Source organism: Halobacterium rubrum (assembly GCF_021729015.1).
Lineage (GTDB): Archaea > Halobacteriota > Halobacteria > Halobacteriales > Halobacteriaceae > Halobacterium > Halobacterium rubrum.
Genome location: NZ_JAJQQZ010000002.1, coordinates 629,962 through 651,783 on the forward strand (window position 1 = coordinate 629,962; position 21,822 = coordinate 651,783).

At 70.8% G+C, this 21,822-nt stretch carries 24 protein-coding genes and 1 pseudogene; 12 read left to right on the forward strand and 13 right to left on the reverse strand.

The window, feature by feature from the left end:
• Positions 1-199: 199 nt before the first annotated feature.
• Positions 200-910: an archaeal proteasome endopeptidase complex subunit alpha gene (locus LT971_RS10745; RefSeq protein ID WP_237006922.1), complete on the reverse strand. Its 711-nt coding sequence runs from the start codon at positions 908-910 to the stop codon at positions 200-202.
• 2 nt (positions 911-912) lie between these two features.
• Positions 913-1,632, reverse strand: coding sequence for an Ntn hydrolase family protein (locus LT971_RS10750; RefSeq protein WP_237006923.1), 720 nt, complete (start codon positions 1,630-1,632; stop codon positions 913-915).
• Between the two features lie 110 nt (positions 1,633-1,742).
• On the opposite strand from LT971_RS10750, the gene LT971_RS10755 reads away from it, so the two are divergent.
• Together LT971_RS10755 and LT971_RS10760 are read left to right on the forward strand one after the other, a co-directional pair.
• Positions 1,743-2,816: a M20 family metallopeptidase gene (locus LT971_RS10755; RefSeq protein ID WP_237006924.1), complete on the forward strand. Its 1,074-nt coding sequence runs from the start codon at positions 1,743-1,745 to the stop codon at positions 2,814-2,816.
• Positions 2,817-2,866: 50 nt separating this feature from the next.
• Complete coding sequence (locus LT971_RS10760) at positions 2,867-4,372, forward strand: carboxypeptidase M32 (RefSeq protein ID WP_237006925.1); 1,506 nt, start codon at positions 2,867-2,869, stop codon at positions 4,370-4,372.
• 24 nt (positions 4,373-4,396) lie between these two features.
• On the opposite strand, the gene LT971_RS10765 is transcribed toward LT971_RS10760, so the two are convergent.
• Positions 4,397-5,467 (reverse strand): DUF7972 family membrane protein, encoded by a 1,071-nt coding sequence (locus tag LT971_RS10765; RefSeq protein WP_237006926.1) that lies wholly within the window; start codon positions 5,465-5,467, stop codon positions 4,397-4,399.
• Between the two features lie 110 nt (positions 5,468-5,577).
• A pseudogene (gene sp36, locus LT971_RS10770) lies at positions 5,578-5,775 on the reverse strand (Sp36 family protein); the annotation flags it as partial.
• Between the two features lie 79 nt (positions 5,776-5,854).
• Between sp36 and LT971_RS10775 the strand changes: the two are divergent.
• The 7 genes from LT971_RS10775 (at position 5,855) to LT971_RS10805 (ending at position 12,743) form a co-directional block, all read left to right on the forward strand.
• Positions 5,855-6,412 (forward strand): GNAT family N-acetyltransferase, encoded by a 558-nt coding sequence (locus LT971_RS10775; protein WP_237006927.1) that lies wholly within the window; start codon positions 5,855-5,857, stop codon positions 6,410-6,412.
• A gap of 69 nt (positions 6,413-6,481) precedes the next feature.
• Positions 6,482-7,525: a zinc-dependent alcohol dehydrogenase family protein gene (locus LT971_RS10780; RefSeq protein ID WP_237006928.1), complete on the forward strand. Its 1,044-nt coding sequence runs from the start codon at positions 6,482-6,484 to the stop codon at positions 7,523-7,525.
• A gap of 111 nt (positions 7,526-7,636) precedes the next feature.
• Positions 7,637-9,130 carry a carboxypeptidase M32 gene (locus LT971_RS10785; RefSeq protein WP_237006929.1) on the forward strand — a complete coding sequence of 498 codons (1,494 nt, stop codon included), beginning with the start codon at positions 7,637-7,639 and terminating at the stop codon, positions 9,128-9,130.
• Between the two features lie 110 nt (positions 9,131-9,240).
• The gene (locus LT971_RS10790; protein ID WP_237006930.1) at positions 9,241-9,414 is read left to right on the forward strand and encodes an HVO_0416 family zinc finger protein; all 174 of its coding nucleotides are present in this window, start codon (positions 9,241-9,243) and stop codon (positions 9,412-9,414) included.
• Positions 9,415-9,617: 203 nt separating this feature from the next.
• Positions 9,618-9,776 (forward strand): DUF7563 family protein, encoded by a 159-nt coding sequence (locus tag LT971_RS10795; RefSeq protein ID WP_237006931.1) that lies wholly within the window; start codon positions 9,618-9,620, stop codon positions 9,774-9,776.
• A 63-nt stretch (positions 9,777-9,839) separates the two neighbouring features.
• Positions 9,840-11,672, forward strand: coding sequence for a UvrD-helicase domain-containing protein (locus LT971_RS10800; protein WP_237006932.1), 1,833 nt, complete (start codon positions 9,840-9,842; stop codon positions 11,670-11,672).
• Positions 11,673-12,743 (forward strand): M24 family metallopeptidase, encoded by a 1,071-nt coding sequence (locus LT971_RS10805; RefSeq protein WP_237006933.1) that lies wholly within the window; start codon positions 11,673-11,675, stop codon positions 12,741-12,743.
• Here the strand turns inward: LT971_RS10805 and LT971_RS10810 are convergent.
• Both LT971_RS10810 and LT971_RS10815 read right to left on the reverse strand, forming a co-directional pair.
• A complete protein-coding gene (locus tag LT971_RS10810; RefSeq protein WP_237006934.1) occupies positions 12,737-12,994 on the reverse strand; it encodes a DUF7533 family protein in 258 nt (85 codons plus the stop codon). The two genes, LT971_RS10805 and LT971_RS10810, sit on opposite strands and share 7 nt — an antisense overlap.
• A gap of 35 nt (positions 12,995-13,029) precedes the next feature.
• Entirely contained in the window at positions 13,030-13,467 is a 438-nt protein-coding gene (locus tag LT971_RS10815; RefSeq protein WP_237006935.1) for a cytidine/deoxycytidylate deaminase family protein, read from the reverse strand.
• A gap of 80 nt (positions 13,468-13,547) precedes the next feature.
• Between LT971_RS10815 and LT971_RS10820 the strand changes: the two genes are divergently transcribed.
• Positions 13,548-14,231 (forward strand): riboflavin synthase, encoded by a 684-nt coding sequence (locus tag LT971_RS10820; RefSeq protein WP_237006936.1) that lies wholly within the window; start codon positions 13,548-13,550, stop codon positions 14,229-14,231.
• On the opposite strand, the gene LT971_RS10825 is transcribed toward LT971_RS10820, so the two are convergent.
• Positions 14,177-15,349, reverse strand: a complete 1,173-nt coding sequence (locus LT971_RS10825) for a PrsW family intramembrane metalloprotease (protein WP_237006937.1) — start codon at positions 15,347-15,349, stop codon at positions 14,177-14,179. The genes LT971_RS10820 and LT971_RS10825 overlap by 55 nt on opposite strands.
• Positions 15,350-15,586: 237 nt before the next feature.
• Between LT971_RS10825 and LT971_RS10830 the strand changes: the two genes are divergently transcribed.
• The gene (locus tag LT971_RS10830) at positions 15,587-15,964 is read left to right on the forward strand and encodes a DUF7532 family protein (protein WP_237006938.1); all 378 of its coding nucleotides are present in this window, start codon (positions 15,587-15,589) and stop codon (positions 15,962-15,964) included.
• Positions 15,961-17,394: a ribonuclease FAU-1 family protein gene (locus LT971_RS10835; RefSeq protein WP_237006939.1), complete on the forward strand. Its 1,434-nt coding sequence runs from the start codon at positions 15,961-15,963 to the stop codon at positions 17,392-17,394. Before LT971_RS10830 ends, LT971_RS10835 begins: the two co-directional genes overlap by 4 nt.
• A 13-nt stretch (positions 17,395-17,407) precedes the next feature.
• Here LT971_RS10835 and LT971_RS10840 read toward each other — a convergent pair whose 3' ends face one another.
• From LT971_RS10840 to LT971_RS10865, 6 genes are all read right to left on the reverse strand, one after another.
• A complete protein-coding gene (locus tag LT971_RS10840) occupies positions 17,408-17,779 on the reverse strand; it encodes a NifU family protein (protein WP_237006940.1) in 372 nt (123 codons plus the stop codon).
• A gap of 39 nt (positions 17,780-17,818) precedes the next feature.
• Positions 17,819-19,327: an LVIVD repeat-containing protein gene (locus LT971_RS10845; RefSeq protein WP_237006941.1), complete on the reverse strand. Its 1,509-nt coding sequence runs from the start codon at positions 19,325-19,327 to the stop codon at positions 17,819-17,821.
• 42 nt (positions 19,328-19,369) lie between these two features.
• On the reverse strand, positions 19,370-20,344 hold the full coding sequence (locus LT971_RS10850) for an ROK family protein (RefSeq protein WP_237006942.1): 975 nt from the start codon (positions 20,342-20,344) through the stop codon (positions 19,370-19,372).
• Positions 20,345-20,409: 65 nt separating this feature from the next.
• A complete protein-coding gene (locus LT971_RS10855; protein WP_237006943.1) occupies positions 20,410-21,015 on the reverse strand; it encodes an AIM24 family protein in 606 nt (201 codons plus the stop codon).
• Between the two features lies 1 nt (position 21,016).
• The gene (locus tag LT971_RS10860) at positions 21,017-21,469 is read right to left on the reverse strand and encodes a universal stress protein (RefSeq protein WP_237006944.1); all 453 of its coding nucleotides are present in this window, start codon (positions 21,467-21,469) and stop codon (positions 21,017-21,019) included.
• Between the two features lie 53 nt (positions 21,470-21,522).
• Positions 21,523-21,723, reverse strand: coding sequence for a hypothetical protein (locus LT971_RS10865; RefSeq protein WP_237006945.1), 201 nt, complete (start codon positions 21,721-21,723; stop codon positions 21,523-21,525).
• Positions 21,724-21,822: the final 99 nt, after the last annotated feature.

Genomic DNA, 21,822 nt, shown 5'->3' on the forward strand with positions numbered 1-21,822 from the left:
CGTCGAGCAGGGTGGGACGTGCCTCGCGCCAAAAAGTGGAAGGGAGCGAGTTCCACTGCGATGGGCTGCCACGCGACGGCTTCCAGGTGGGTGCCAGGGAGTACGTTGGTTCCCGGAAGCCATCATAGTGTACCACAGCCTACCTGAAAGCAGATTGGTATGGTGTACCAAGGCGTACTTTTCGGGGTAGCTATCGCGTTCAGCTCGCGCCGGCGCCGGCGGCCCGCAGCCGGTCCTCGCCGACCCGCTGTGTCCCGTCGGCAGTCACCAGTGTCGCGTCGATCGCGCCGACGGTCACCTCGTCGACGGCGGCCGAGAGCCCGTCGACCGCCAGCGCCAGCGCGTCGTCGGCGCCCAGCGCCGGCCCGTAGCCGGCCTCGAACGTCTCGACGGCGTCGCTCGCTCCCCGGCCGACGGCGTCTGCGCGCCACGACCGCGTCGCGCCCGACGGGTCGATTTCGACCAGCCCGGGGTCGTCGTCGTGGCCGGCGACGAGCAGCGCGGTCCCGTAGGGTCGTGCACCCCCAGTCTGGGTGTACTCCTGGAGGTGGTCGGCGACGACCGTCGCGAGCTCGTCGACCGGGGCGCGTTCGCCGTACCGGACGCGCTCCCGCTGGGCGCGGCGCCGCGCGAGGTCCACGAGCTGGCGGGTGTCGGCCGCGTGCCCGGCGCCCGCGACGGCGACGTGGTCGTCGACGGCCGAGACCTTCTCGGTGTCGCCGTCGGCCGCGAGCGGCGACCGCTCCGGTGCGTGCGCCGCCAGTACGACGCTGTCCTCGCCGCGCACGCCGACGACCGGCGCGCCCTGCCCGACGGCTTCGCGAGCGTACTCCACCTGGTAGAGCCGGCCGTCCGGCGAGAAGATGGTCGTCCCGCGGTCGTAGGCCTGCTGGTCCGAGGAACCCTGCATCGTCAGGCCACCTCCCCGGCGGCGTCGTACTCGGCGGTGTCGACGCCCTCTCGCGTGACGGTGGCGACGGTGACGCCGTTCCCGCTGGCGGTGTCGCGCTCGCTTGCGCTCTCGACGGCCCGGGCGGCGATCCGGCGCGCGTCGACCGGCGACAGCCCTGGCTCGTAGTCCTGTTCGAGGACGCCGTACGCGAGCTGCATCCCGCTGCCGCCGGCGGCGTAGTCGTCGACTAACACGCCACCACCGCCATCGAGCGTGAACACGGCCGGCCCCTGCTCGTCGTCCACGCCGCCGAGCAGCGGGGAGACGGCCAGCGGCGACGACCGCAGGATGCTGCCGGCGAGCGTGGACAGTGCGGTGAGACTCGGCGGATCGCCCCGTCTGTCCGCGTACAGCCGGCTCTCCGAGCGCAGCACGCGCACGAACTGCTGGAGGTGGCCGACGGTCCCCGAGAGTGCGGCGGCGGCCGTCGGGTGAATCTGTTCGACCTTGCGGGTGTCCTTGTTCGTGACGAACCGGCCGCCGCCGACGCTGGCGCGCTGGTCGGCGGCGAGCACGGCGGCGTCCTCGGTGGTGACGCCGACCACGGTCGTCCCGGTCTCCGCGGCGTTCCCGGCGTCCCCGGTGTCGTCGACGAGGTCGGGGTCGCGCTCGTGGAGCGGCCGGCGGCCGTGGCGGTCGGAGCCTGCTGTGCTCGCATCCGTCTGCTGTGTCGGGGTCACGACTGGAGCGAGGGCACCCGGACGGAAAAGCATAATCTAAATTATATTTTAGTCGGCGCTCGGACACGCCCCCGCCAACGGCTAAGGTCCGGCGGCCCGACACCACGCCCGTGTCCGAACTAGGCGACCTCACCGAACGCCTCGTCTCGATTCCGAGCCACGACGACGAGACCGCCGCCGGCGACGCCATCGAGGACTGGCTGCGCGACCACACCGACGCCGCCGTCCGGCGGGACGACGCCGGGAACGTCCGGGCGTGGCGCGCCCGCGACGAGTCCGGCGAGTCGCTGGCGTTCGTCGGCCACCACGACGTCGTCCCCCCGGACGAATCGCAGGTCGAGGAAGCCGGCCAGTTCGTCGTCGAACGGCGCGACGGCCGGCTCTACGGCCGCGGCGCCGCCGACATGAAGGGCGCCGTCGCGGCGATGCTGCTCGCGTTCCGGGACGCCGACCCCGGTCGCCCGCTCGGCTTCGCGTCGTTCGTCGGCGAGGAGACCGGCGGCCGGGGCGCCCGCCACGCCATCGAGGACGGCTTCGACCCCGACTGGGCGGTCGTCGGCGAGGGGTCGACGGGGTACTCCGCCGACGGCGTCCTCGACGTCGCCGTGGCGCACAAGGGCCGGCGCGCGAGTACGCTCACCGCCAGCGGCGCGAGCGCGCACGCCAGCGAACCCGACGCCGGCGAGAACGCCGTCTACCGCGCGGCCGACGCCGTGGACGTCGTCCGCGACCTCGACGCGCCGACCGCCGAGGTACGGGGCGAACGGCTCGCCGGGAGCGTCGCCGTCACCGAAATCGACGGCGGGACGGCGTGGAACGTGATTCCCGACGAGTGCACAATCACGGTCGACGAGCGCACCGTGCCCGGCGAGCGCGCCGACCTCGCCCGGGCCGCGGACGTGTCGCGCGTCTCGTGGACCGTCGACCAGGACCTCCCGCCGATGGCGTGCAGCAGCGACGCGCTCGCCGACCGCGCGCTGTCGGGCGTCCGGACGGTCCAGGACGGCGACGGCGAGCACGTCGTGAAACCGCACGCGACCGACGCCGGCTGGCTCGCGGACGCCGGCGTCGCCTGCGTCGTCTGCGGGCCCGCCGAACCCGGCGAAGCCCACACGGAGACGGAGAGCGTGTCCCTGTCGGTGCTGGCGCGCTGCCGGGACGTCTATCGCCGGCTCGCGGCGTGACCCGCGCCGAGACAACAACTCTCATAGTGCCCCGGCATCGAGTGACGCCCATGGCAGAGGCCAAACAGGCCCCCGACGCGTACGAGGCCCTCCTCGAGCACTACGAGACCATCTCCGGCCTCGGCGACGCTGCCGGCGTGCTCAACTGGGACCAGGAAGTGATGATGCCCGAAGGCGGCACGCCCGCCCGCTCGAAGCAGAAGTCGGCGGTGTCGACCGTCCGCCACGACCTCCTCACGGACGAGAAAGTCGCGGACTGGCTGGACGAACTCGACGACGCCGACCTCACGGACGAACAGGAGTCGGTCGTCCGCGAGATTCGACGCGAGCACGAGCGCGCCGCTCGCGTGCCCAGCGACCTCGTCGCCGAGATCTCGGAGAAGACCTCCGAGGCCCACCCGAAGTGGAAGCAGGCCCGCGAGGAGAACGACTTCTCAATCTTCGCGCCGGTCCTCGAGGACCTCATCGAGCTGAAGAAGGAGTACGCCGAGCACATCGACCCCGACGCCGACGCCTACGAGGTCCTGTTCGCGGACTACGAGCCCTACCTCGACCTCGACGTCGCCGAGCGCGTGCTCGAACGCCTCCGCGACGAACTCGTCCCGCTGGTCGAGGACATCCGCGACAGCGACGTCGAGCTCGCGGACCCCTTCGACGACGAGTTCGACGTCGACACCCAGGAGGACCTCGCCCGCGACGTCCTCGACACCCTCGGCTACGACTGGGAACACGGCCGCGTCGACACGGCCCCGCACCCGTTCTCGTCGGGCACCCAGTTCGACGCCCGCGTCACCACCCGCTTCGACCCCGAGAAGCCCGTGGACGCGTTCATGTCCACCATCCACGAGTTCGGGCACGCCCGCTACACCCTCGGCCTGCCCCGGGAAGAGTACGGCAACCCCCTCGGCGAGTCACGCGACCTGACGGTCCACGAGTCCCAGAGCCGGCTCTGGGAGAACCACGTCGGCCGCTCCCGCGCCTTCTGGGAGACGTTCCTCCCCGAGGTCAAAGAGCGCTTCCCGCAGGTCGAGGACGTCACCCCCGAGGAGGCCTTCGAGGCCGCCAACGAGATCTTCGAGGACAACCTCATCCGGGTCGAAGCGGACGAACTCACGTACCACATGCACATCGTGGTGCGCTTCGAGATCGAGCGCGAGCTCATCGAGGGCGACCTCGACGTCGAGGACGTCCCCGAGGCCTGGAACGACAAGTACGAGGAGTACCTCGGCATCCGCCCCGAGACCGACGCCGAGGGCTGTCTGCAGGACATCCACTGGAGCCACGGCTCCTTCGGCTACTTCCCGACGTACTCGCTGGGCAGCGTGCTCGCCGCCCAGATCCACGACGCGCTCGAGGACGACGTCGGCCCCGTCGACGAGAAGGTCCGCGAGGGCGACTTCGACGTCGTCGCCGACTGGCTCGAGTCGAACGTCCACCAGCACGGCGCCCGCTACACCACGCCCGAACTGGTGCGTGAAGCCACGGGCGAGGAGTTCACCGCCGACTACTTCCTCGACTACGCCCACGAGAAGTACGGCGAGCTGTACGACCTGTAGGGCCGCGAGCCCGCCGCCAGCCGTCTACCGCTGTGACCTCCGCAGGATGATGGGGCCGATGGCGAGCGTGCGCTTGGCGACGGTGGCGATGCGCAGGATGTACGCCACCACCAGCAGGAACGGCAGGAGGGAGACCGTGAACGCCGCACTGACCACCCAGAGGACGTTCTCCACGCCCAGTGTCGTTCCGGGAATCGGGCCGGTCCCGAAGAACGCGAGCATCCCGCCAGCGACCACGAGCGCCGGCAGCGCCGCGTAGAGGATGAGCTGCGAGAGGTCGATGAGCGCCCACTGGAAGTACAGCGTCTTGATGTGTTCGCGAGCCGGCCCGAACATGGTGAGCGTCGAACGGAGCTCGGAGAGCACCGCGTCGGTCTCGTCGTCGATGCTGTCGGCGTGCTCGTGGGCCAGCCGCTCCACCTGGAAGATCTTCCAGCCGTAGTTGAAGTTCAACGCCGCGAACACCACGTCGAACGTGCCGAACGTCGCGCCCGTTAGCTGGTCGCCGACCTCGTCGGCGTTCCCGGTGACGCTGTCCGTGAACTCGGCGACCTCCTCGCGGAGTTCGTCGTCGTCGTTGTCCGAGACGGCGTCCCTGAGTGCCTTCGCGCGGTCCTCGGTCTCGGTCACGAGTTTCCGCAGGAACGCCGACGGGTCGACGGGCGCCGGTTCGTCGTAGTGGTCGCCGACAAACGCCCGAAAGTCCATCGTGTTGGACATGCGCTCGTGCTGGTCGCCGAGTGGACCGTTCTCCTGCGAGATGACGAGCTGGCTGATGGTGACCACGAGCGTGGTACCAGTGACGATGGCGCCCAGTAGCGTCGCGAACATGCTCGTTTTCGTGTCTCCGGATTCGAGGGTCCCGGCGAAGTCCGGGACGATGAACGCGCCGAGCGCGACGAACGACCCGAAGACGGCGAGTGCGAGCACTCCGGTGACAACCAGACGGTTCGCGCGCAACACCACCCAGAGCTTGAGCCGGCTCTCGTCGGCTCGCTCTCGCATGGTGTTCGCGGTGCTGATGTCGGGGCCGTCGCCGGTCTCGATGTCGCTGTCGACGTCGGAGTCCACGTCCGCACCCGGTTCGGCGCTCATCTCGATTCCCCCGCAGTGGTCGTGTCGCTCGTCCCGTCGCGCTCGCCGCTCCCGTCGGCCCGTTCCCCGCTGTCGGTCCCCGTGTCGTCGCTCGGGGTGTCGTCACTCGTGTCGTTCCCGCGGTCGGCGGGCCGCTTCAGAACGAGGAACTTCGTGCCGCCCCCGGCGTACTCAACGGTGTCCACGAGCTCCCAGCCGTCCGCGCCGAGTTCGTTCAACCTGCCTTTCGGGTCGGACGCCTCCTTCTTGGCCACCCCTCTCGGCGGCTTCAGGGTCTCGTACTCCCACGCGGTCCGGTCCGGTGCCATACCGTGACCACGGCTGCAGCGCGTGAAAACCCGTTGCCTCACCGAAAACTTATGCCCGAGCCCACGACCAGACTCCTCCATGCCCGGTCCCGTCTTCCTCCCCGGCGACAGCCTCACTCTCCGACCGCCCGAACGCGAGGACCTCGACGCCATCCAGCGCTGGATGAACGACCCACAACTCTGGCGACCCGCACTCGACGCGTTCCCGATGAACGGCGACCTCGCCGAGGAGTTCTTCGAGACGACGCTCACCACCGAGGACGACGTGAAACTCGTTGTCTGTGTCGACGACGCCGACGAACCAATCGGGCTGGTGTCGCTGACGGCCAGCCAGTACGGGCCGACGGCGACCGACCGCGCGCGCAGCATGGAGCTCGCGTACCACCTCGACCCCGACTTTCACGGCGAGGGCTACGGCTCCGAGGCCGCCGAACTGGTCGTCGAGTACGGCTTCGCGGACCTGAACCTCAACCGCATCGAGGCGGAGGCCGGCGCCTTCAACGACGCCTCGCAGGGCTTGCTGGAATCGCTCGGCTTCCAGCGGGAGGGCGCGCGCCGCGACGCCGCCTACTACCGGGGCGACTACTACGACATGGTCACGTACGGGCTGCTGCGCGAGGAGTGGGACGGCCGATAGGCCGGCGAGTTCCGGCGACCAGCCGGGGGTGCCGGGTCGCTTATGCGGCTGCCCGCCGACGCCACGAGTATGCGCGCAGCCGTCTACCGGGGACCCGGCGAGATTGCCGTCGAGGACGTACCGAAGCCCGAAATCGAGTCGCCCGACGACGCCGTGATTCGCGTGACGCACACGGCGGTCTGTGGCTCCGACCTCTGGTTCTACCGCGGGGACAGCGACCGCGAGGAGGGGTCGCGGGTCGGCCACGAGCCGATGGGCATCGTCGAGGAGGTCGGCGACGACGTGACGTCGGTCGAGCCGGGTGACCGGGTCATCGCGCCGTTCGCCATCTCCTGTGGGGAGTGCGAGTTCTGCCGGAAGGGCCTGTACACGTCCTGCGTGGAGGACGAGTCCTGGGGCAGCGAGGCCAACGGCGGCGGGCAGGGCGAGTACGTCAAGTGCCCGTTCGCTGACGGCACGCTGGTCCGGGTGCCGGACCGTTACGCCGACGACGAGGAGACGCTCGAAGCGCTGCTGCCGCTGACCGACGTGATGGGGACCGGCCACCACGCCGCCGTGAGCGCGGGCGTCGGCGAGGGCGATACGGTCGTGGTCGTCGGCGACGGCGCCGTCGGGCTGTGTGGCGTGCTGGCCGCCCAGCGCCTCGGCGCCGAACGCATCGTCGCGATGGGTCACCACGAGGACCGCCTCGAACTCGCCGAGGAGTTCGGCGCCACCGAGACCATCTCCGCGCGGGGGGAGGAAGCAATCGAGCGAGCGCGAGAGCTCACGCACGGCGGCGCGAACCACGTCATGGAGTGCGTCGGCGCGGCGTCCGCGATGGACACCGCCATCGCCATCGCGCGGCCCGGCGGCACCGTCGGCTACGTCGGCGTGCCGTACGGCGTCGACGAGGAGGGGCTGGACGTGTTCACGATGTTCTCCGACAACATCACCGTCCGGGGCGGCGTCGCGCCCGTCCGGAAGTACGCCGAGGAGCTGATGGACGACGTCCTGCAGGGCACGCTGGACCCGTCGCCCATCTTCACGAAGACCGTCGACATGGAGGGGGTGCCGGAGGGCTACGCGGCCATGGACGACCGGGAGGCAATCAAGGTCATGGTGAAGGTCTGAGACGAGGGCCGAGACGGGGACGGCCGGCCGAGCTGTGCCGGCTGGGTCGACCGGACTGTGCCGGACTGCCGGCGGGCGAGCCTTGATGTGGGCTCGCTCGCACGTGAACGCATGGCGACAGAACCTCCCGAGACCGACGCAGTCGACGCCCTCGAAGACCGAGCCGAGCAGCTGGCGTACCTCAGTGACGCCAGCGGCACGCTCGCGTGGGACCAGCGAGTGATGATGCCGGAGGGCGGCGCGCCCGCCCGCGGCAAGCAGCTATCGGCGCTCTCCACGGTGACCCACGACCTGCTCACCGACGAGGAAGTGGGAACGTGGCTCGACGAGCTCGCGGACCGCGACCTCGAGGACGACCAGCAGGTGCTGTACCGCGAGCTCCGCCGGCAGTACGACCGCGCCGACCGCGTGCCCGCCGACCTCGTCGGGGAGCTCACCGAGACGCAGAGCGACGCCCAGCAGGTCTGGGAGAACGCGAAAGCCGACAGCGACTTCGACTCGTTCGCGCCCGTGCTCGACGACCTCCGGGACCTCCACCTGGAGCGCGCCGGCCACATCGACGACACCGCCGACCCCTACGAGGTGATGTTCGAGGACGGCGAACCCTACCTCCCGCTGGAGCGCGTCGAGGAGATCTTCGACACGCTGCGCGAGCACCTCGTGCCGCTCATCGCGGACCTCAAGGCCAGCGACACGGAGTTCACGTCGCCGTACGACGGCGAGTACGACGACGACACGCAGATGGCGCTCTGCCGTGAGGTCGTCGACCACCTCGGCTACGACTGGGACCGCGGGCGCCTCGACACCGCGCCCCACCCGTTCATGGTGGGGCCGCAGTTCGACGCCCGCATCACGACCCGCTTCGCGGCCGACGACCCGCTCGGCGCCGTGATGAGCACCGTCCACGAGTTCGGGCACGCCTCGTACCAGCACGGACTGCGGGACGACCAGTACGGCCACCCGCTCGGGCAGTCCCGGTCCTCTGGCGTCCACGAGTCACAGTCGCGGTTCTGGGAGAACCACGTCGGCCGCACGGAGGCGTTCTGGGAGTACGCGACCCCCATCGTGAACGAGCACCTCGACGGCGACGCCGACCCGCGGGAGGTGTACGAGGCGGTCAACCGCATCTACCCCGAGAACAAGATTCGCGTGGAGGCCGACGAGCTCACGTACCACATGCACATCATCCTCCGGTCGGACGTCGAGCAGGCGTTCGTCGGCGGCGACATCGACGTCGACGAGATTCCGGGGCGCTGGAACGACCTGATGGAGGAGTACCTGGGCGTGCGGCCGGAGAACGACGCCGAGGGCTGCCTGCAGGACATCCACTGGACGGGCGGCTTCGCGTCCTTCCAGAACTACACGGTGGGGAGCGTGCTCGCGGCGCAGCTGGACGCGACGATGCGCGACGACCTCGACGTCGACGGCCTCGTGCGCGAGGGCGAGTTCGGCCCCATCCGCGAGTGGCTCACGGAGCACGTGCACAGCCACGGCCAGCGCTACACGACCGACGAGCTGGTCGAGGAGGCGACCGGCGAGCCGCTGACGGCGGACTACTTCGTGGCGTACGCCGAGGAGAAGTTCGGCGAACTCTACGGGCTGTAAGCCGTCGGATTCGAGCGTTTTCGCGGTTCTCGACCGCTCCCGGCCGCTGGTGTGACAATCTTTGACAACCCCGGTAGTTTGAAGTAGTGGTGTGGTATACCATAACGTGTATGTCGAGCGCACAGACTCCGGACGACTCCCTGCTGGACGAGTTCCTCGAAGACCGCGGCCACGAGACCCAGACGTGGGAGGAGAGCTATAACAAGAAGCAGTGTCCGGAGTGCGGTGGGCTCCACGACGTAGACGCACGAACCTGCGAGGTCTGCGGCTGGGGACCGAACTGACGGCCCCGCCGCGTCACGGCGTACCGAACCACGACCACTCTTCTGTGGCGTCGCTGCGACCCGCCAGCCGACGCCACGCCACCGTCCACGCTGTCCCCCGCCTCCCCGGGTAGCCACTACCCGCCGCCACGGCCCCTGCGAGTACCGGATACCTGGGTGTGTGGCCAGCACGCCTAAGACGGTGTACGCCGTCCGTTGACACGATGCCGGAGTGCCAGAACTGCGGGTCGTTCGTGACCGAGGACTACGTCCGGGTGTTCACACCGAACGAACACAGCCAGCCCCGCGTCTGCCCGAACTGCGAGGACAAGATCCGGGACGGGGCGGACGTCCGCGAGGCCCGCTCGACCAGGGGGAACTGACGGTCCAACTGGAGTGGCAGAATTTCAAGCGGTTTATACACTATCGGCTCCTCTAGTTCTCCAATGACGGACTCGGAGCCGGAAGTCACGCGGCTGTTCGGTGGTCCGGGGAGCGGGAAGACGACCGCGCTCCTCGACCACGTCGAGGAAATCCTCGAAGAGGACGACGACGTCTCCGTTCGGGACATCCTCGTCGTGTCGTACACGCGCGCAGCAGCCGCCGAGGTCCGGGAACGGCTCGCCGAGCGGCTCGACATGAACCCCCGGTCGCTGCGGGGGAACGTCGCCACGATGCACGCGAAAGCCTACGAACTCCTCGGGCTCTCCCGCGGAGACGTCGTGGGCGAGGACGACAAGGAGGACTTCGCCGAGGAGTACGGGATTCCCTTCGAAGACGAGTACGCCTCCGGCTCGCGCCGGACGGCACGCTCGACGACGCTGGGGAACAAGGTCATCGCGACCAGCCAGTGGCTCCAGCGAACGCGACGCGACGTCGCCGACTGGTACGACGTGCCGTTCCGCTGGAACGACGAAGAGGTACGCCTGCCGCCGGAGATCGACGAGAACGCGCAGGTCGGGAACAAGTACACGCCGACGTGGCCGTCCAGCGACGAACGCTACGACATCCCGGAAGCCATCCGGGCGTGGCGGACGTACAAGGGCGAGAACGACCTCGTCGGCTTCGCGGACATGCTCGAGCGCGTCCAGCAGCGGTCGCTGCTCCCGAACGTCGACTACCTCGTCATCGACGAGTTCCAGGACATCACGAGTCTGCAGTACGACGTCTACGAGGAGTGGCGGCCGCACATGGAGCGCGTGCTCATCGCGGGCGACGACGACCAGGTCGTGTACGCTTGGCAGGGCGCCGACCCGCGGCTGCTGCTGGACACGAAGGTCACCGACGACCAGGTGCTGCCGAACTCCTACCGGCTGCCCTCCCAAGTGCTGGAGATCGTTCAACAGGAGATCAGCCACATCGACACCCGCCAGGAGAAAGACCTGAAGCCCCGCAAGGAGGGCGGTAGCGTCGAGGCAATCGACAGCCCGTCGATGCTGGACCTCGTGCGGAACGTCCGGCGGACCGTCGAGTCCACCGAGGACGACACGGTGATGATCCTGTTCCGGGCGCGCTACCAGCTGTTCGACTTCGTCGACGAGTTCATCGGCGAGGGCATCCCGTTCCGCGCGCTCACCGACCAGCGGATGTGGACGGACCGACTCCAGCAGTACATCAACGCCGTCGAGGCGCTGGAGAACGACGACGACGTGAACGGTCTCGAAGCCCGCCGGCTGATGGACATGCTCCAGGACTCGGCGTTCGGCACCCGCGAGCGCAACGACCTCCGGGAGGCCATCGACGAGGCGCAGGGCGAAGACACCGACCTCACCGAACTCACGTTCGCCGCGGACTTCATCCGCGACTACGTGCCGTTCGTGCCCGGGCCGTCGGCGGCCGCCGACATGCTGCGGAAGGTCACGCGCTACCAGCGCCGCAGTATCGACGCGTACTTCCAGGGCGACTACCGCGGCATGGACCCCGACCGGGTCCGCGTCGGCACCATCCACTCGGCGAAGGGCCGCGAGGCCGACCACGTGTTCCTCGCGACGGACCTCACCGAGAAGGTCGTCGAGCAGATGGCGGCGACCGCCGACCCCGAGGACGTCCCGGACGACATCGAGTTCACGAGCAAGACCAGTCCGGTCCCGATTCTGACGGACAACGAGCGCCGCGTGTTCTACGTCGGTATGAGTCGTGCCCGCGAGCGCCTGGTGATGCTCCAGAACCTCGTCGGCGGCGCGCCGACGCTACCCATCGACGTGTTGCTGTACGGCGAGCAGACCGGCCAGACGCTGGAGGACGCGCTGGACGCCGACACGCCGATCCAGCTCCCGTGAATGCGGCCGGGCGTCTTCGATAGCGCGCTCGCCGACGCGGGCGCCGACGCGTTCGTCCACGCCGGGCCGCCCGGCGACCCCGTGGTCTCCTACTTGACGGGCGCCCAGCTGCCGTGCCGGGCGGCCGTCGTCTACGGCGGCCGGGTCGCCGTCGTGCCTGGCCGCCCCCTCCCCGAGCACGTCGCCGTCCGCGAGGACGTGACCGTGCTCGACCCGCATCCGGTGCCCGCCGAGCGGCTTCCGGGCCTCGTCGCGGACGAGGTCGTCGCACCGAGAGCCATCCCTCACGACGCCGCGCTCTACCTCGAGGGGGACGGCGTCGACATCTCGTCGACGGCCGCCCACGAGCGCGCCCGCCGCCGGAAGACGGACGGCGAACTCGAGGCGCTGCGGGACGCCACCGAGGCCGCCGAAGTCGGACTCGAAGCGGCCGCCGGCCTGCTCGCCGACTCGGACGCCGACGCGAACCGGCTCGGTGCCGACGGCGAGGACGTGACCGCCGAGCGCGTGCGCCGCGCGGCGAACGGCGCGGTCGCAGAGGCGGGCGCGACGCCGGAGACGGCCGTCCAGCCGGCCGGCGTCGTCGACCCGGGGGAGCCGCTGCGCGTCACTGTCGCGGGGGCCGTCGACGGCTACCGCGCCCCCGTCTTCCGGACGTTCGTGCCGGACAGCGACGGCGGCTGGGACCGCCGCGCGACCCTCGGCTGCGAGTACGGCGTCGAGGCCGCGCTCGAAATCGTCGAGCCGGGCGAGACGACGGCGGAGCGCGCCGGCGAGGAGGCGACCGCCGAACTCGCCTCGCTCGGCTTCCCGCCGGAGACGACCGACGTGGACGTCCACGGTGTCGGGCTACAGCGACGGGAGGCGCCGACCGGTGAGGACGCGCTCGTGGCGGGCGCAGTCGTCTCCGTGACGGCGACGGCCAGGCCCGACGAGGCGAACGGCGGTGGCGAGGAGGCGGCCGACGACCCGGGGTCCGTAGGTGTCTCGGACGTCGCGGTCGTCGGCGAGAACGGCGCCGAGCGCGTCGGCTCCTTCCCGCGGTCGGTCGTGCCGAAGGCGGACTACTGAGTGCTCGAGTCGTCGTCACTGCGGCTCTCGTCGGGGTCTTCGACGACCGCGCCGACGGTCTTCTGCGCGAGCATCGCGGGCAGGTCGTCGGGCGTGACCACGTAGCGCTCGAAGGCGAGGATGCCGGCGGCGAACCCGAGGAACACCCAGCCGGTGCGGTCGCCGGCCAGCAGCGTCTCGACGCCGAGCAGCGCGGCTGGCGCCGCGAACGCCACCGCCACGCCGAGACTGATCGCGTCGAGGAGTTTCACGCCAGAGGGTGGGCGCTCGGGACGGAAAAGTCCCGCTACCAGGTCCGGGCCGGCAGGAGGTCGGCGGTCGTGACGACCCCGACTTCGTCGTTCGCGGTCCGGACGACGACGCGGACGTCGTCGCCGTAGTCCGCCAGCAGCTCCCGGCAGACGCCACAGGGCGGAATCACGGCGAACGAGTCGCCGTCCTCGCCGGGGTGTTCGACGGCGACGATTCGCTCGAAGTCGCTGGCGCCGTCGGCGACGGCGGCGCCGAGCGCGCCGGGTTCGGCGCAGGTGGAGGCGCGGCCGACGCTCGCGGGGAGGCTGGCGGCGGTGTAGACGTCGCCGTCGCTCGCCTCGACGGCAGCCGACACGATGTGGGCCGCGCCGTCGAATCTGCCCTCGCCGCCGGGCGAGAATGCGGCTTCGGCGGCGTCGACGGCCCGCTCGACGAGGCGTTCGTCGGCAGCGGTGAGAGGGGCGGGGTCCATACCGCCCGGTCTCGCTGGGGGAGCAAGTGCTTTCGGCCGCGAACCGGTACGTTTTCGTGACGCGTCCCGAATCTGGAAGCGTGTTCACCGGCATCATCGAGGAGACGGGCACCGTCGAGCGCGTCGTCGACGACGACGGCGGCCGCCGCCTCCGCATCGCAGTCGAGGACTTCGGCGAGTTCAGCCACGGCGAGAGCATCAGCGTCGGCGGCGTCTGTCTCACCGTCGAAGACTGGGGCGACCAGTGGTTCTCCGTGTTCACCGCCGAGGAGACGCTGGCGAAGACGACGCTGAGCGCCGTCTCCGAGGGCGACCTCGTGAACCTCGAGCGCGCGCTCCCGGCCGACGGCCGGCTGGACGGCCACGTCGTGCAGGGCCACGTCGACACCACCACCGAGGTCGTCGACGTCGAACGGGTCGGCGAGGACTGGACGTTCACGTTCGCGCTCCCTGCCGACCACGGCCAGTACGTCGCTCCGAAGGGCTCGATCGCCCTCGACGGCATCAGCCTCACCGTCGCCGAAGTCGACGACACTCCGGACGACGAGTCCGGAGGCAGTCGGGGCTCGTCTGACCAGCACGCCGGCACCTTCTCCGTCGCCGTCATCCCGACGACGTACGACCTGACGTCGCTGTCGGAGCGCCAGCCCGGCGACCGCGTCAACGTCGAGGTCGACGTGCTCGCGAAGTACGTCGAGCGGATGGCGACCTACGACTCCTCCGAGGTCTCCGTCGACGCGCTCGCCTCCGAGTCCGCCGAGTAGCCGGCGCGCTCCGGCTCGACGCGTCGGACCGCCGGCTCCAGACGTTCGGTGTCGTCGTGGCGGCCAGCGGTGTCGTCGTCGTCGTCGCCGTAGCGGCCGCCGTCGTCGTCGCCGTCGAACTCGCTGGCGCCGGAGGCGACGTACGCCTCCCGGTAGGCAGTCAGTTTCCGGTAGAGGACGTAGAGGAAGACGCCGTCGTAGACCACGACGAACGCGAGGAACACGACGCCCTGCGCGAGCCCGACGAATTCCGCGACCGGGCCGAGACTCGTCACCGCCGTGTTGTACGTCGCGTGGATGAGCGACGCGACCACCAGCCCCTTCACGACGATGGGGCCGGCGTCGTCGGGGTTGAACTTCGCGAGCCCGAGGTAGTACCCCGCGAACGCCGAGTAGATGACGTGGCCGGGACCGGCGAACGTCCGGACGGCGGCCACCTGGAACGCCACTTCGGCGGCCGGCTGGCCGCCCGCCGTCTGCGTGACCGACACGACCTCCCGGAGCACGTAGACGGCGTTCTCGATGGTGGCGAACCCGAGGCCGGCCATCGCGCCGTAGACGGCGCCGTCGACGACCGCGCCGAAGCGGTCGTCCCGGAAGGCGTACAGCCGCACCGCGAGCCACTTCACCGTCTCCTCGACGGGCCCGACGACGAGGAAGTAGAACAGCGCGGGCACGACGACGGCGACCCAGCCGGTGCTGGCCTCGGCGACGCCGAAGAACGCCCCGGAGAACACCGAGTTCAGGACGGCGGCGAACCCTGCGAACAGGAAGCCGAGCGCGAACGTCGCCACCAGCAACTCCAGTGGCTCCTGTGGCGAGGCGTCGGCCCGCCAGATGTAGCCCGCCACGGCGAGCGCGGGAACGACCGACAGCAGGACGTAAATCCCGACGACGGGGCGGTCGACGAGGACGAGTCCGGTCGCCGCCGCGAACTGGGCGACGACGATGAGCGTCGCGAGCGCGACGACGCCAGCCCGGGCACCGGTGCCGAGCGCGCCGTACAGCCACGCCGACGCGCGGTCGAGGCGGCTGCGTGGTTCCCAGGTGGCGACGTCGTAGAGGTCCCTGTCGTCGTCCCCTGTGGCCCGCTGCACTGGGTCCCTGTCGGCTGTCATGGTCGTCGGGTTCAGTCTGCACGTCCTTGACCGTTCCCGCCCGCTGCCCTCATATGCCATTAAGGGCCTAAAGGGGGGAACTTATCACTCGGTACCGGCGACGAGTGTGGTATGCCATACAGTGCCAGCCGAGGACTCATGTACAGTTCACTGAACGGGGACGGAGACCGAGGAGACGCCGACGCGGCGCCCGCCGACGACTGAAACGCTGATACCCCCACGGGGCCAAGCGGGGGTATGCGATTCGACCAGCGCGCCCGGCAGGCGCTCCGGGACGCCGGCGTCTCGCCGGACGCCATCCAGCGCGCCGAACAGGACCTGGCGGACGCCGCCAGCGATACCGCCGCCGACGTCGAGGCCTTCTTCGACGGTGTCGACACCGTCTTCTCGGACATGGACCAGACACACGCCAGCGCGGACTACCCCGAACACGACCTCGACTACGTCGACCTCTTCACGCACAGCGACGACGTCCGCGGGTTCGTGCGCTTCGACACCTGGGGGGCGTACGTCGAGGACGCCCGCGTCCTCTCCGACGAACTGGTCGAGCTCACCCTCGGGCCGACCGTGAACGACCGCGTGCGGTTCGCCCGGGAGCGGGCGCACCTCGAATGAGCGAGTCGACGACGAGCGTCCGCGTCCGCGGCATCTACGCCACGGCGCTCACGCGGGCGTTCCGGCAGGCCGGCCTCGACGTCGTCGCCGCGTCGCCGCCCATCCGGGAGCGCTTCACGGACGCCGACCTCGCCGCCGCCGAACCCGACGTCGACGTCTGGATGACCGAGGACCGACAGGGCGTCGGCGTCGCCGCCCGCGACGACAGCCACGCCGCGGCGGTCCGGGACGTGCTCGCCGGCCTCGGCCGCGACGCCTTCGTCTGGGACGACCCCGTGCCGCGGGGCGCCGTCTTCGACGCCGTCGTCGACCGGACCGTCGGCGGCGGCGCGGTTCTCGCCCTCGACGCCGACGGCCACGAGGCCTACCTCCCGTTCGGGAACGCCGACGAGCACGTCGAAGTTGGCGACCGCCTCCGGGTCGGCATCCGCGAGCCGGCGGCGCCGTGGAGCGACGACAGGGCCGTCGCCGCCGACGACGTGACCGTCTCGGGCGCGCTCGCCAGCCTCGACCGGGGCGTCGACGCGCTCGTGAAGGGGGCGGCCGCAGACCGCGAGGAGCTGGCGCGCACCACCGAACTGCTCGACCCGGACGTCCCCGACAACTGGGGCGTCTACTGGCAGTACGAAGCGACGGACGCGGACATGGACGCGCTGGGGGACGCCCTCGACGCGCTCGCCGACCGCGCCCACCGAGTCGAGGACGAGCTCGGGGAGGCCGACGGCGACGACGACGACCCCGGTCTGGTCGCGTCCCCCGAGTCGACGCTCTGGGCGTGGTTCGGCCGCGAGAGCCGGACTGCACTCGACGAGCACCGCCGGGACGTCACCGCGACGATGCCCGGCCACCACCGTACGAAGGCCGGCAGCGAGACCGCCAGCGGCGCGGTCGACTTCGCCGAGTCGCTGGGCGCCAGCGTCGACGAGTTCCCCTTCGAGGCCGTCACGGACCAGTTCGGCCCCACGGCGGGCGACTCCGTCGTCCTCCGCCACGGGAAGCCCGACGGCTCGCTCATCACGCTCGGCCGAGGCGAGGTCACTGACCGGAACGTCGAGAAGGGCCGGCTGAGCGTCGAGCGCGAGATGACCGGCGGCGGCACCTACGACGCCCTCGGCGTCGACCGCGAGGCCGGCGACACTGCCACCACCCGATTCACCGAGGGGAACTGGTGGTACCCGACCGTCTACCGCAGCGAGGACGGCGAGCGCAAGGGCACCTACCTGAACGTCTGCACGCCCGTCGAGGTGTTCCCCGACGCCGTCCGGTACGTCGACCTCCACGTCGACGTCATCAAACACGCGAACGGCACCGTCGACGTCGTCGACGAGGACGAACTGCAGGACTGCGTCGACGAGGGCCTGGTCTCAGAACCGCTCGCGGAGCAGGCGCTGTCGGTCGCCCACCGCGTGCAGTCCGCTGTCGAGAACTGACTTCTCCTCCGCGTCAGAAGTGCGCGTCCGAGTTCGGGCTGCCCTCCCCGCGGCCGCCACGGCCGCCCTCGTTTCGGTCGACGCCCATGAAGCTCTCCGCCTGGTCGCCGCCCCAGCCGCCGCCGTCGCCGTCCGTGAACCGCACGACGACGTCGTCGACCTCGTCGAACTCCGTTGCGAGGTCCGTCTTGATTCGCTGGGCGGTCCGGGGGCTGATGCCACACCCCGAGCACGCGCCGCCCAGTTCGACGACGACCTCGCCGTCGTCGGGGTCGGCCTTCCGGACGGCGCTCGTGCCGCCGTGGCTCCTGATGATGGGCATCTGGGCGACGAGCCACGTCTCGACGCGCTCGTGGAGGTCCCCCGCAGCCGCGGTCTCGCTCATACCCGAGGGGTACGCGTCCGAGCCGTGGTATACCTTCGGTTAGTCGCGGCCGCCGCCGTGGCGCCGCCACGCCGCGAGCGCCGCCGCCGACGCGCCCGAGAGCGCGGCGAGCACGCCGAACCCGGGGGCGCTGCCGCCCGAGGCGTCGCCATCGTCGTCGCCGGCAGTCGTGTCAGCCCCGTCCTCGGTCGTCGTCGCCGGTTCGTCGGTGGTCGTCGGGGCAGCGGTCGTGGCCTCAGTCGTCGTGGTCGTCGCAGTCGTCGCCGTCGTCGTCGCCGTCTCGTTCTCGTCGGGGACGATCGCCGGGGCGTCGACCTGCTCGCCGTGGCGGTCCGGGAAGGTGAACAGGCCCGGGCCGTACTCGTCGCCGCCCTGCATGCTGGAGGCGACGAACGCCTTCCCGTCGCCCAGCGACTGGGCCGTCCAGAACATCGTCGACTCGGGGTGGCGCCACCACGCCACCTCCTCCGGATTCTGTGGGTCGGAGACGTCGTGAATCTTCACGCCGCCCTGGTACCACGAGGTGTACAGCCGGTCGCCGCGGAAGTCGAAGTTGTGGCTGGTCGTCCACGTCCCGTCGTAGCCGGCATTCGGCGTCGCCGGCGCCTCGATGGTCGTCAGCTTCTCGGCGTTCTTCGGGTCGGAGACGTCCCAGAGCGCGACGCCGCCGGGGCCGCCCCGGCTGTCGTCGTCGGGGGTTACGTCCCACGCCTCCGCGCCGCACGCGAGCAGGGAGGCATCGTCGTTCACGGCGACGTAGTGGGCGTTCCCCGGGAGCTCGAAGCCGGCGCTCCGGTCGTCGAGCTCCCGGAGCTCCTCGAGGCTGTAGTGCCCGAAGTGGTTCACGTACTCGGGGTTCGCGGGGTCGGAGACGTCCAGCAGCCACGTGCCCGCGTCCCAGTGTGCGATGTAGAGCGTGTCGTCGTGGACGTAGAGGTCGTGGTTGGAGTTCCGGACGTCCGCCCACCCCTCGTCGTAGTCGACCCGCGACCAGCGGCCGATCTCCGTGGGCTCGTCACCGGCGAGGTCGACGACGACCACGGGGCTGTGCTCCACGCCGGTGGCGGTGAGATAGAGCGTGTCGCCGTCGAGGTAGGCGTTGTGGATGGGGTGGCCGGTCTCGTGGCTCCCCTCCAGCTGGGGGTCGCTCGGGTCGGAGACGTCGAAGACGGCGACGCCCTCGAAGACCTCGGTCTGCGTGGGGTTGGCCGGCCCGACGGCCACCAGCGTGTCGCCGTCGACTTTCACGTCGAAGATCTGCCCCATCGGCCCGGTCTCGGTGTCAGCGAGCAGGTCCGAACGCTCGGCGAGCACGGACGGGGCGGTCGTGTCGCTGACGTCGACGGCCGCGAAGCCGTCGGTCGTGGCGACGTAGGCGGTCTCGCCGCCGTCGCCGACGACCGCCTCCTTCGCGCCCTGCAGTTCGACGTTCCCCAGCGGCGCGTAGGGCTCGTGAGTGGCGGTGGTCGTCGCTGCGGCGACTCGACTCGAGAGTGGGAGGGCGACTGCGCCGGCGGCGGCGCCGCGCAGCACGTCACGTCGTCGCATGCGACGTACTCGGGAGTCACCGCGCAAAAGTGCTGCGTCCGACTACGGGCCGCGAGAACGGTCGCCGGTTCCACCCGTGAGTGCCGACGCGATGGCGCCTTTCAGGACCACGTCGTCTCCGAGTGTCGTCAGTCGCACCTGTGGGACGTTGTTGAACACGCCCTCCTCGAGGTGCTCGCGGATGGGTTCGAGGACCTGCTCGGGGTTGTTCAGCGCGACCGCGCCGCCGACGTACACGACCAGCGGCGCGTACGCCTGCACGAGGTTCGTCATCCCGACGGCGTTCCAGAAGCCGACCTGGTCGACGACGTAGGACGCGAACTCGTCGCCGTTCTCGGCGCACGCGAACACGTCCTTCGCGGTGAAATCGGCCTCGGACAGCGGCAGTGCGGTGTCGACGCCGGGGTCGTCGTCGGCGAGCATCCGGGCGTACTCGGGGATGTTGTTGCCCGAGCAGTACGCCTCCCAGTGGCCGTCGCGGCCGCAGCCACACGTCCGCCGGCCCTGCGGGTCGACGACCATGTGCCCGAGCTCGCCGGCGTTGCCGTCCCAGCCCTCCAGCACTTCGCCGTCGACGGCGACGCCCGCGCCGATGCCCGAGGAGATGGTGACGTACGCCATGTCGTCGGGCGTGCTGTCGGCGTGGAACCGCTCCCCGATGACGCCCGCGACGGTGTCGTTGTGGAGGTACACCGACTCGGAGTCCAGGAGGTTCGAGACGGGGCCGACGAGCGGAATCGTGTTGACGGAGTCCGGGAAGTTCGCCGGACCCTCGACAGTGCCGTCGGCGAGGTCGAGGGGGCCGATGCTGGCGATGCCGGCGGCCCGCACGTCGCCCGGGGCGACGCCGGCGTCGGCACAGGCCGCCCGGAGCGTCTCGAGGACGGCCTCGGTGACGTCGATGCCCGTCGGGCCGCGGGGGGTCTCTCGGCGGTCGATGCCGACGATAGTGCCGGATTCGTCGGCGACCGCGGCCCGCACGTTCGTCGCCCCGAGGTCGACGCCCGCGTAGTGCATTCACCCGTAGGGGGTGCCCCCGAGCACTTAACTACACAGTTTTCACTCGCAGCCGTGTTAGTCGCTTACTCGCGGCGCCGGGTGGACAGCCACACCGCGCCGGGGCCGTGGAACCGACCGACCGACGCCGCGTCCTCCATCGCCGAGACGCGCTCGACGGTGACGCCGACGCGGTCCTCGAACGCCACGACGTTCGCAGCTGCGACCACTCGGCTCTCGCCCTCGGCGAGAGCGACGCGTTCGACCCGGCCGCGCCCGGCGACGTAGGCCGCCCCACCGTCGCCGGTGAGCTGCGTCAGGAACAGCCCCATGCCGCGCGTCGGCGCGTTGCCGATGCTCCCGGCGCCAACGCGGACGCCGGCCGGCGCCGCGAGGAACGCGTCCCGGGCGACCGACACCGTTCCCTCGTCGAGCCCGCAGGCCGCGACCTCGCCGTGGTGCCGAGGCGCGAACCGGGCGGTCGCCGCCTCGGTCGCGGTCACCTTCACCGGCGTCACCTCGCGCTGCCGGGCGGCGTTCGCGACCGACCGCAGCGCCCCCTCGCGGGCCCGTTCGACGCGCACGCCGCCCGTGTGGTCGACGATCGCGCCAGACGCTGCCAGTACTGACTCCCCAGCGTCGAGCTCGACGGCGAGCACGCCGGCGAGCCCGTCCTCGACGGTCGCGTCCATGTCAGTGGTCGCTCCGGACGAACGTCACCGGGCAGGGCGCCGACAGCAACACCGTCTGTGCGGTGCTTCCGAAGACGGCCTTCCCGGTCGGCGAGCGCTGGCGGCCGCCGACGACGGCGAGGTCCGCGTCCACCTCGTCGGCCAGCGCGACGATACTCTCGCCGTGTTCGCCGACCCGTCCCGCCACCTCGTAGTCGACACCGGCGTCGTCGAGCGCGTCGCCGAGCGCGCGGATCGTCGCGTGCCGGCGCGCCACCGAGTCCGCCGTCACCTCGTCGCCGGGCTCGCCGCCGAGCCGGTCGCGCGCCGTCTCGTACTCGCCCTCGGTGAAGACGTGCGCCAGCGTCACCGACGCTCCCACCGCACCCGCGATGTCCGTCGTCGTCTCCGCCAGCGGCTCCACGCGGTCGTCGTCGGTCGGCCCGACGGCGACCAGCACCCGGTCGAGTGTCATGTCCTCGCCGTGGCTCGCGAACGGCATAAGCATGTGGCCGGCGGGACGAGCAGCTACGCCTCGCTCTCGCTCCACGGGCCGACGCCGAAGACGGTGCCAGCTACCCAGCCGGCGGCGAACGGCGCGACGACGGCCAGACAGCCGAGGCCGACCCAGCGCGCGGGCGGCGGCTGCGTGGCGAGGTAGCCGAGGTACGCCACGCCGACGACGGGCAGCGAGCGCGCGATCAGCGACGGTGACGGCTCCGGAGACACGTGTCGACTACCGCGCTCGGACGGAAGAATCTACGCCTCCGGCGCGCCCGCGTGGTTGCGCCGAGCGACACGCCTATCTCCCCCGGCCGTGTCACTGTG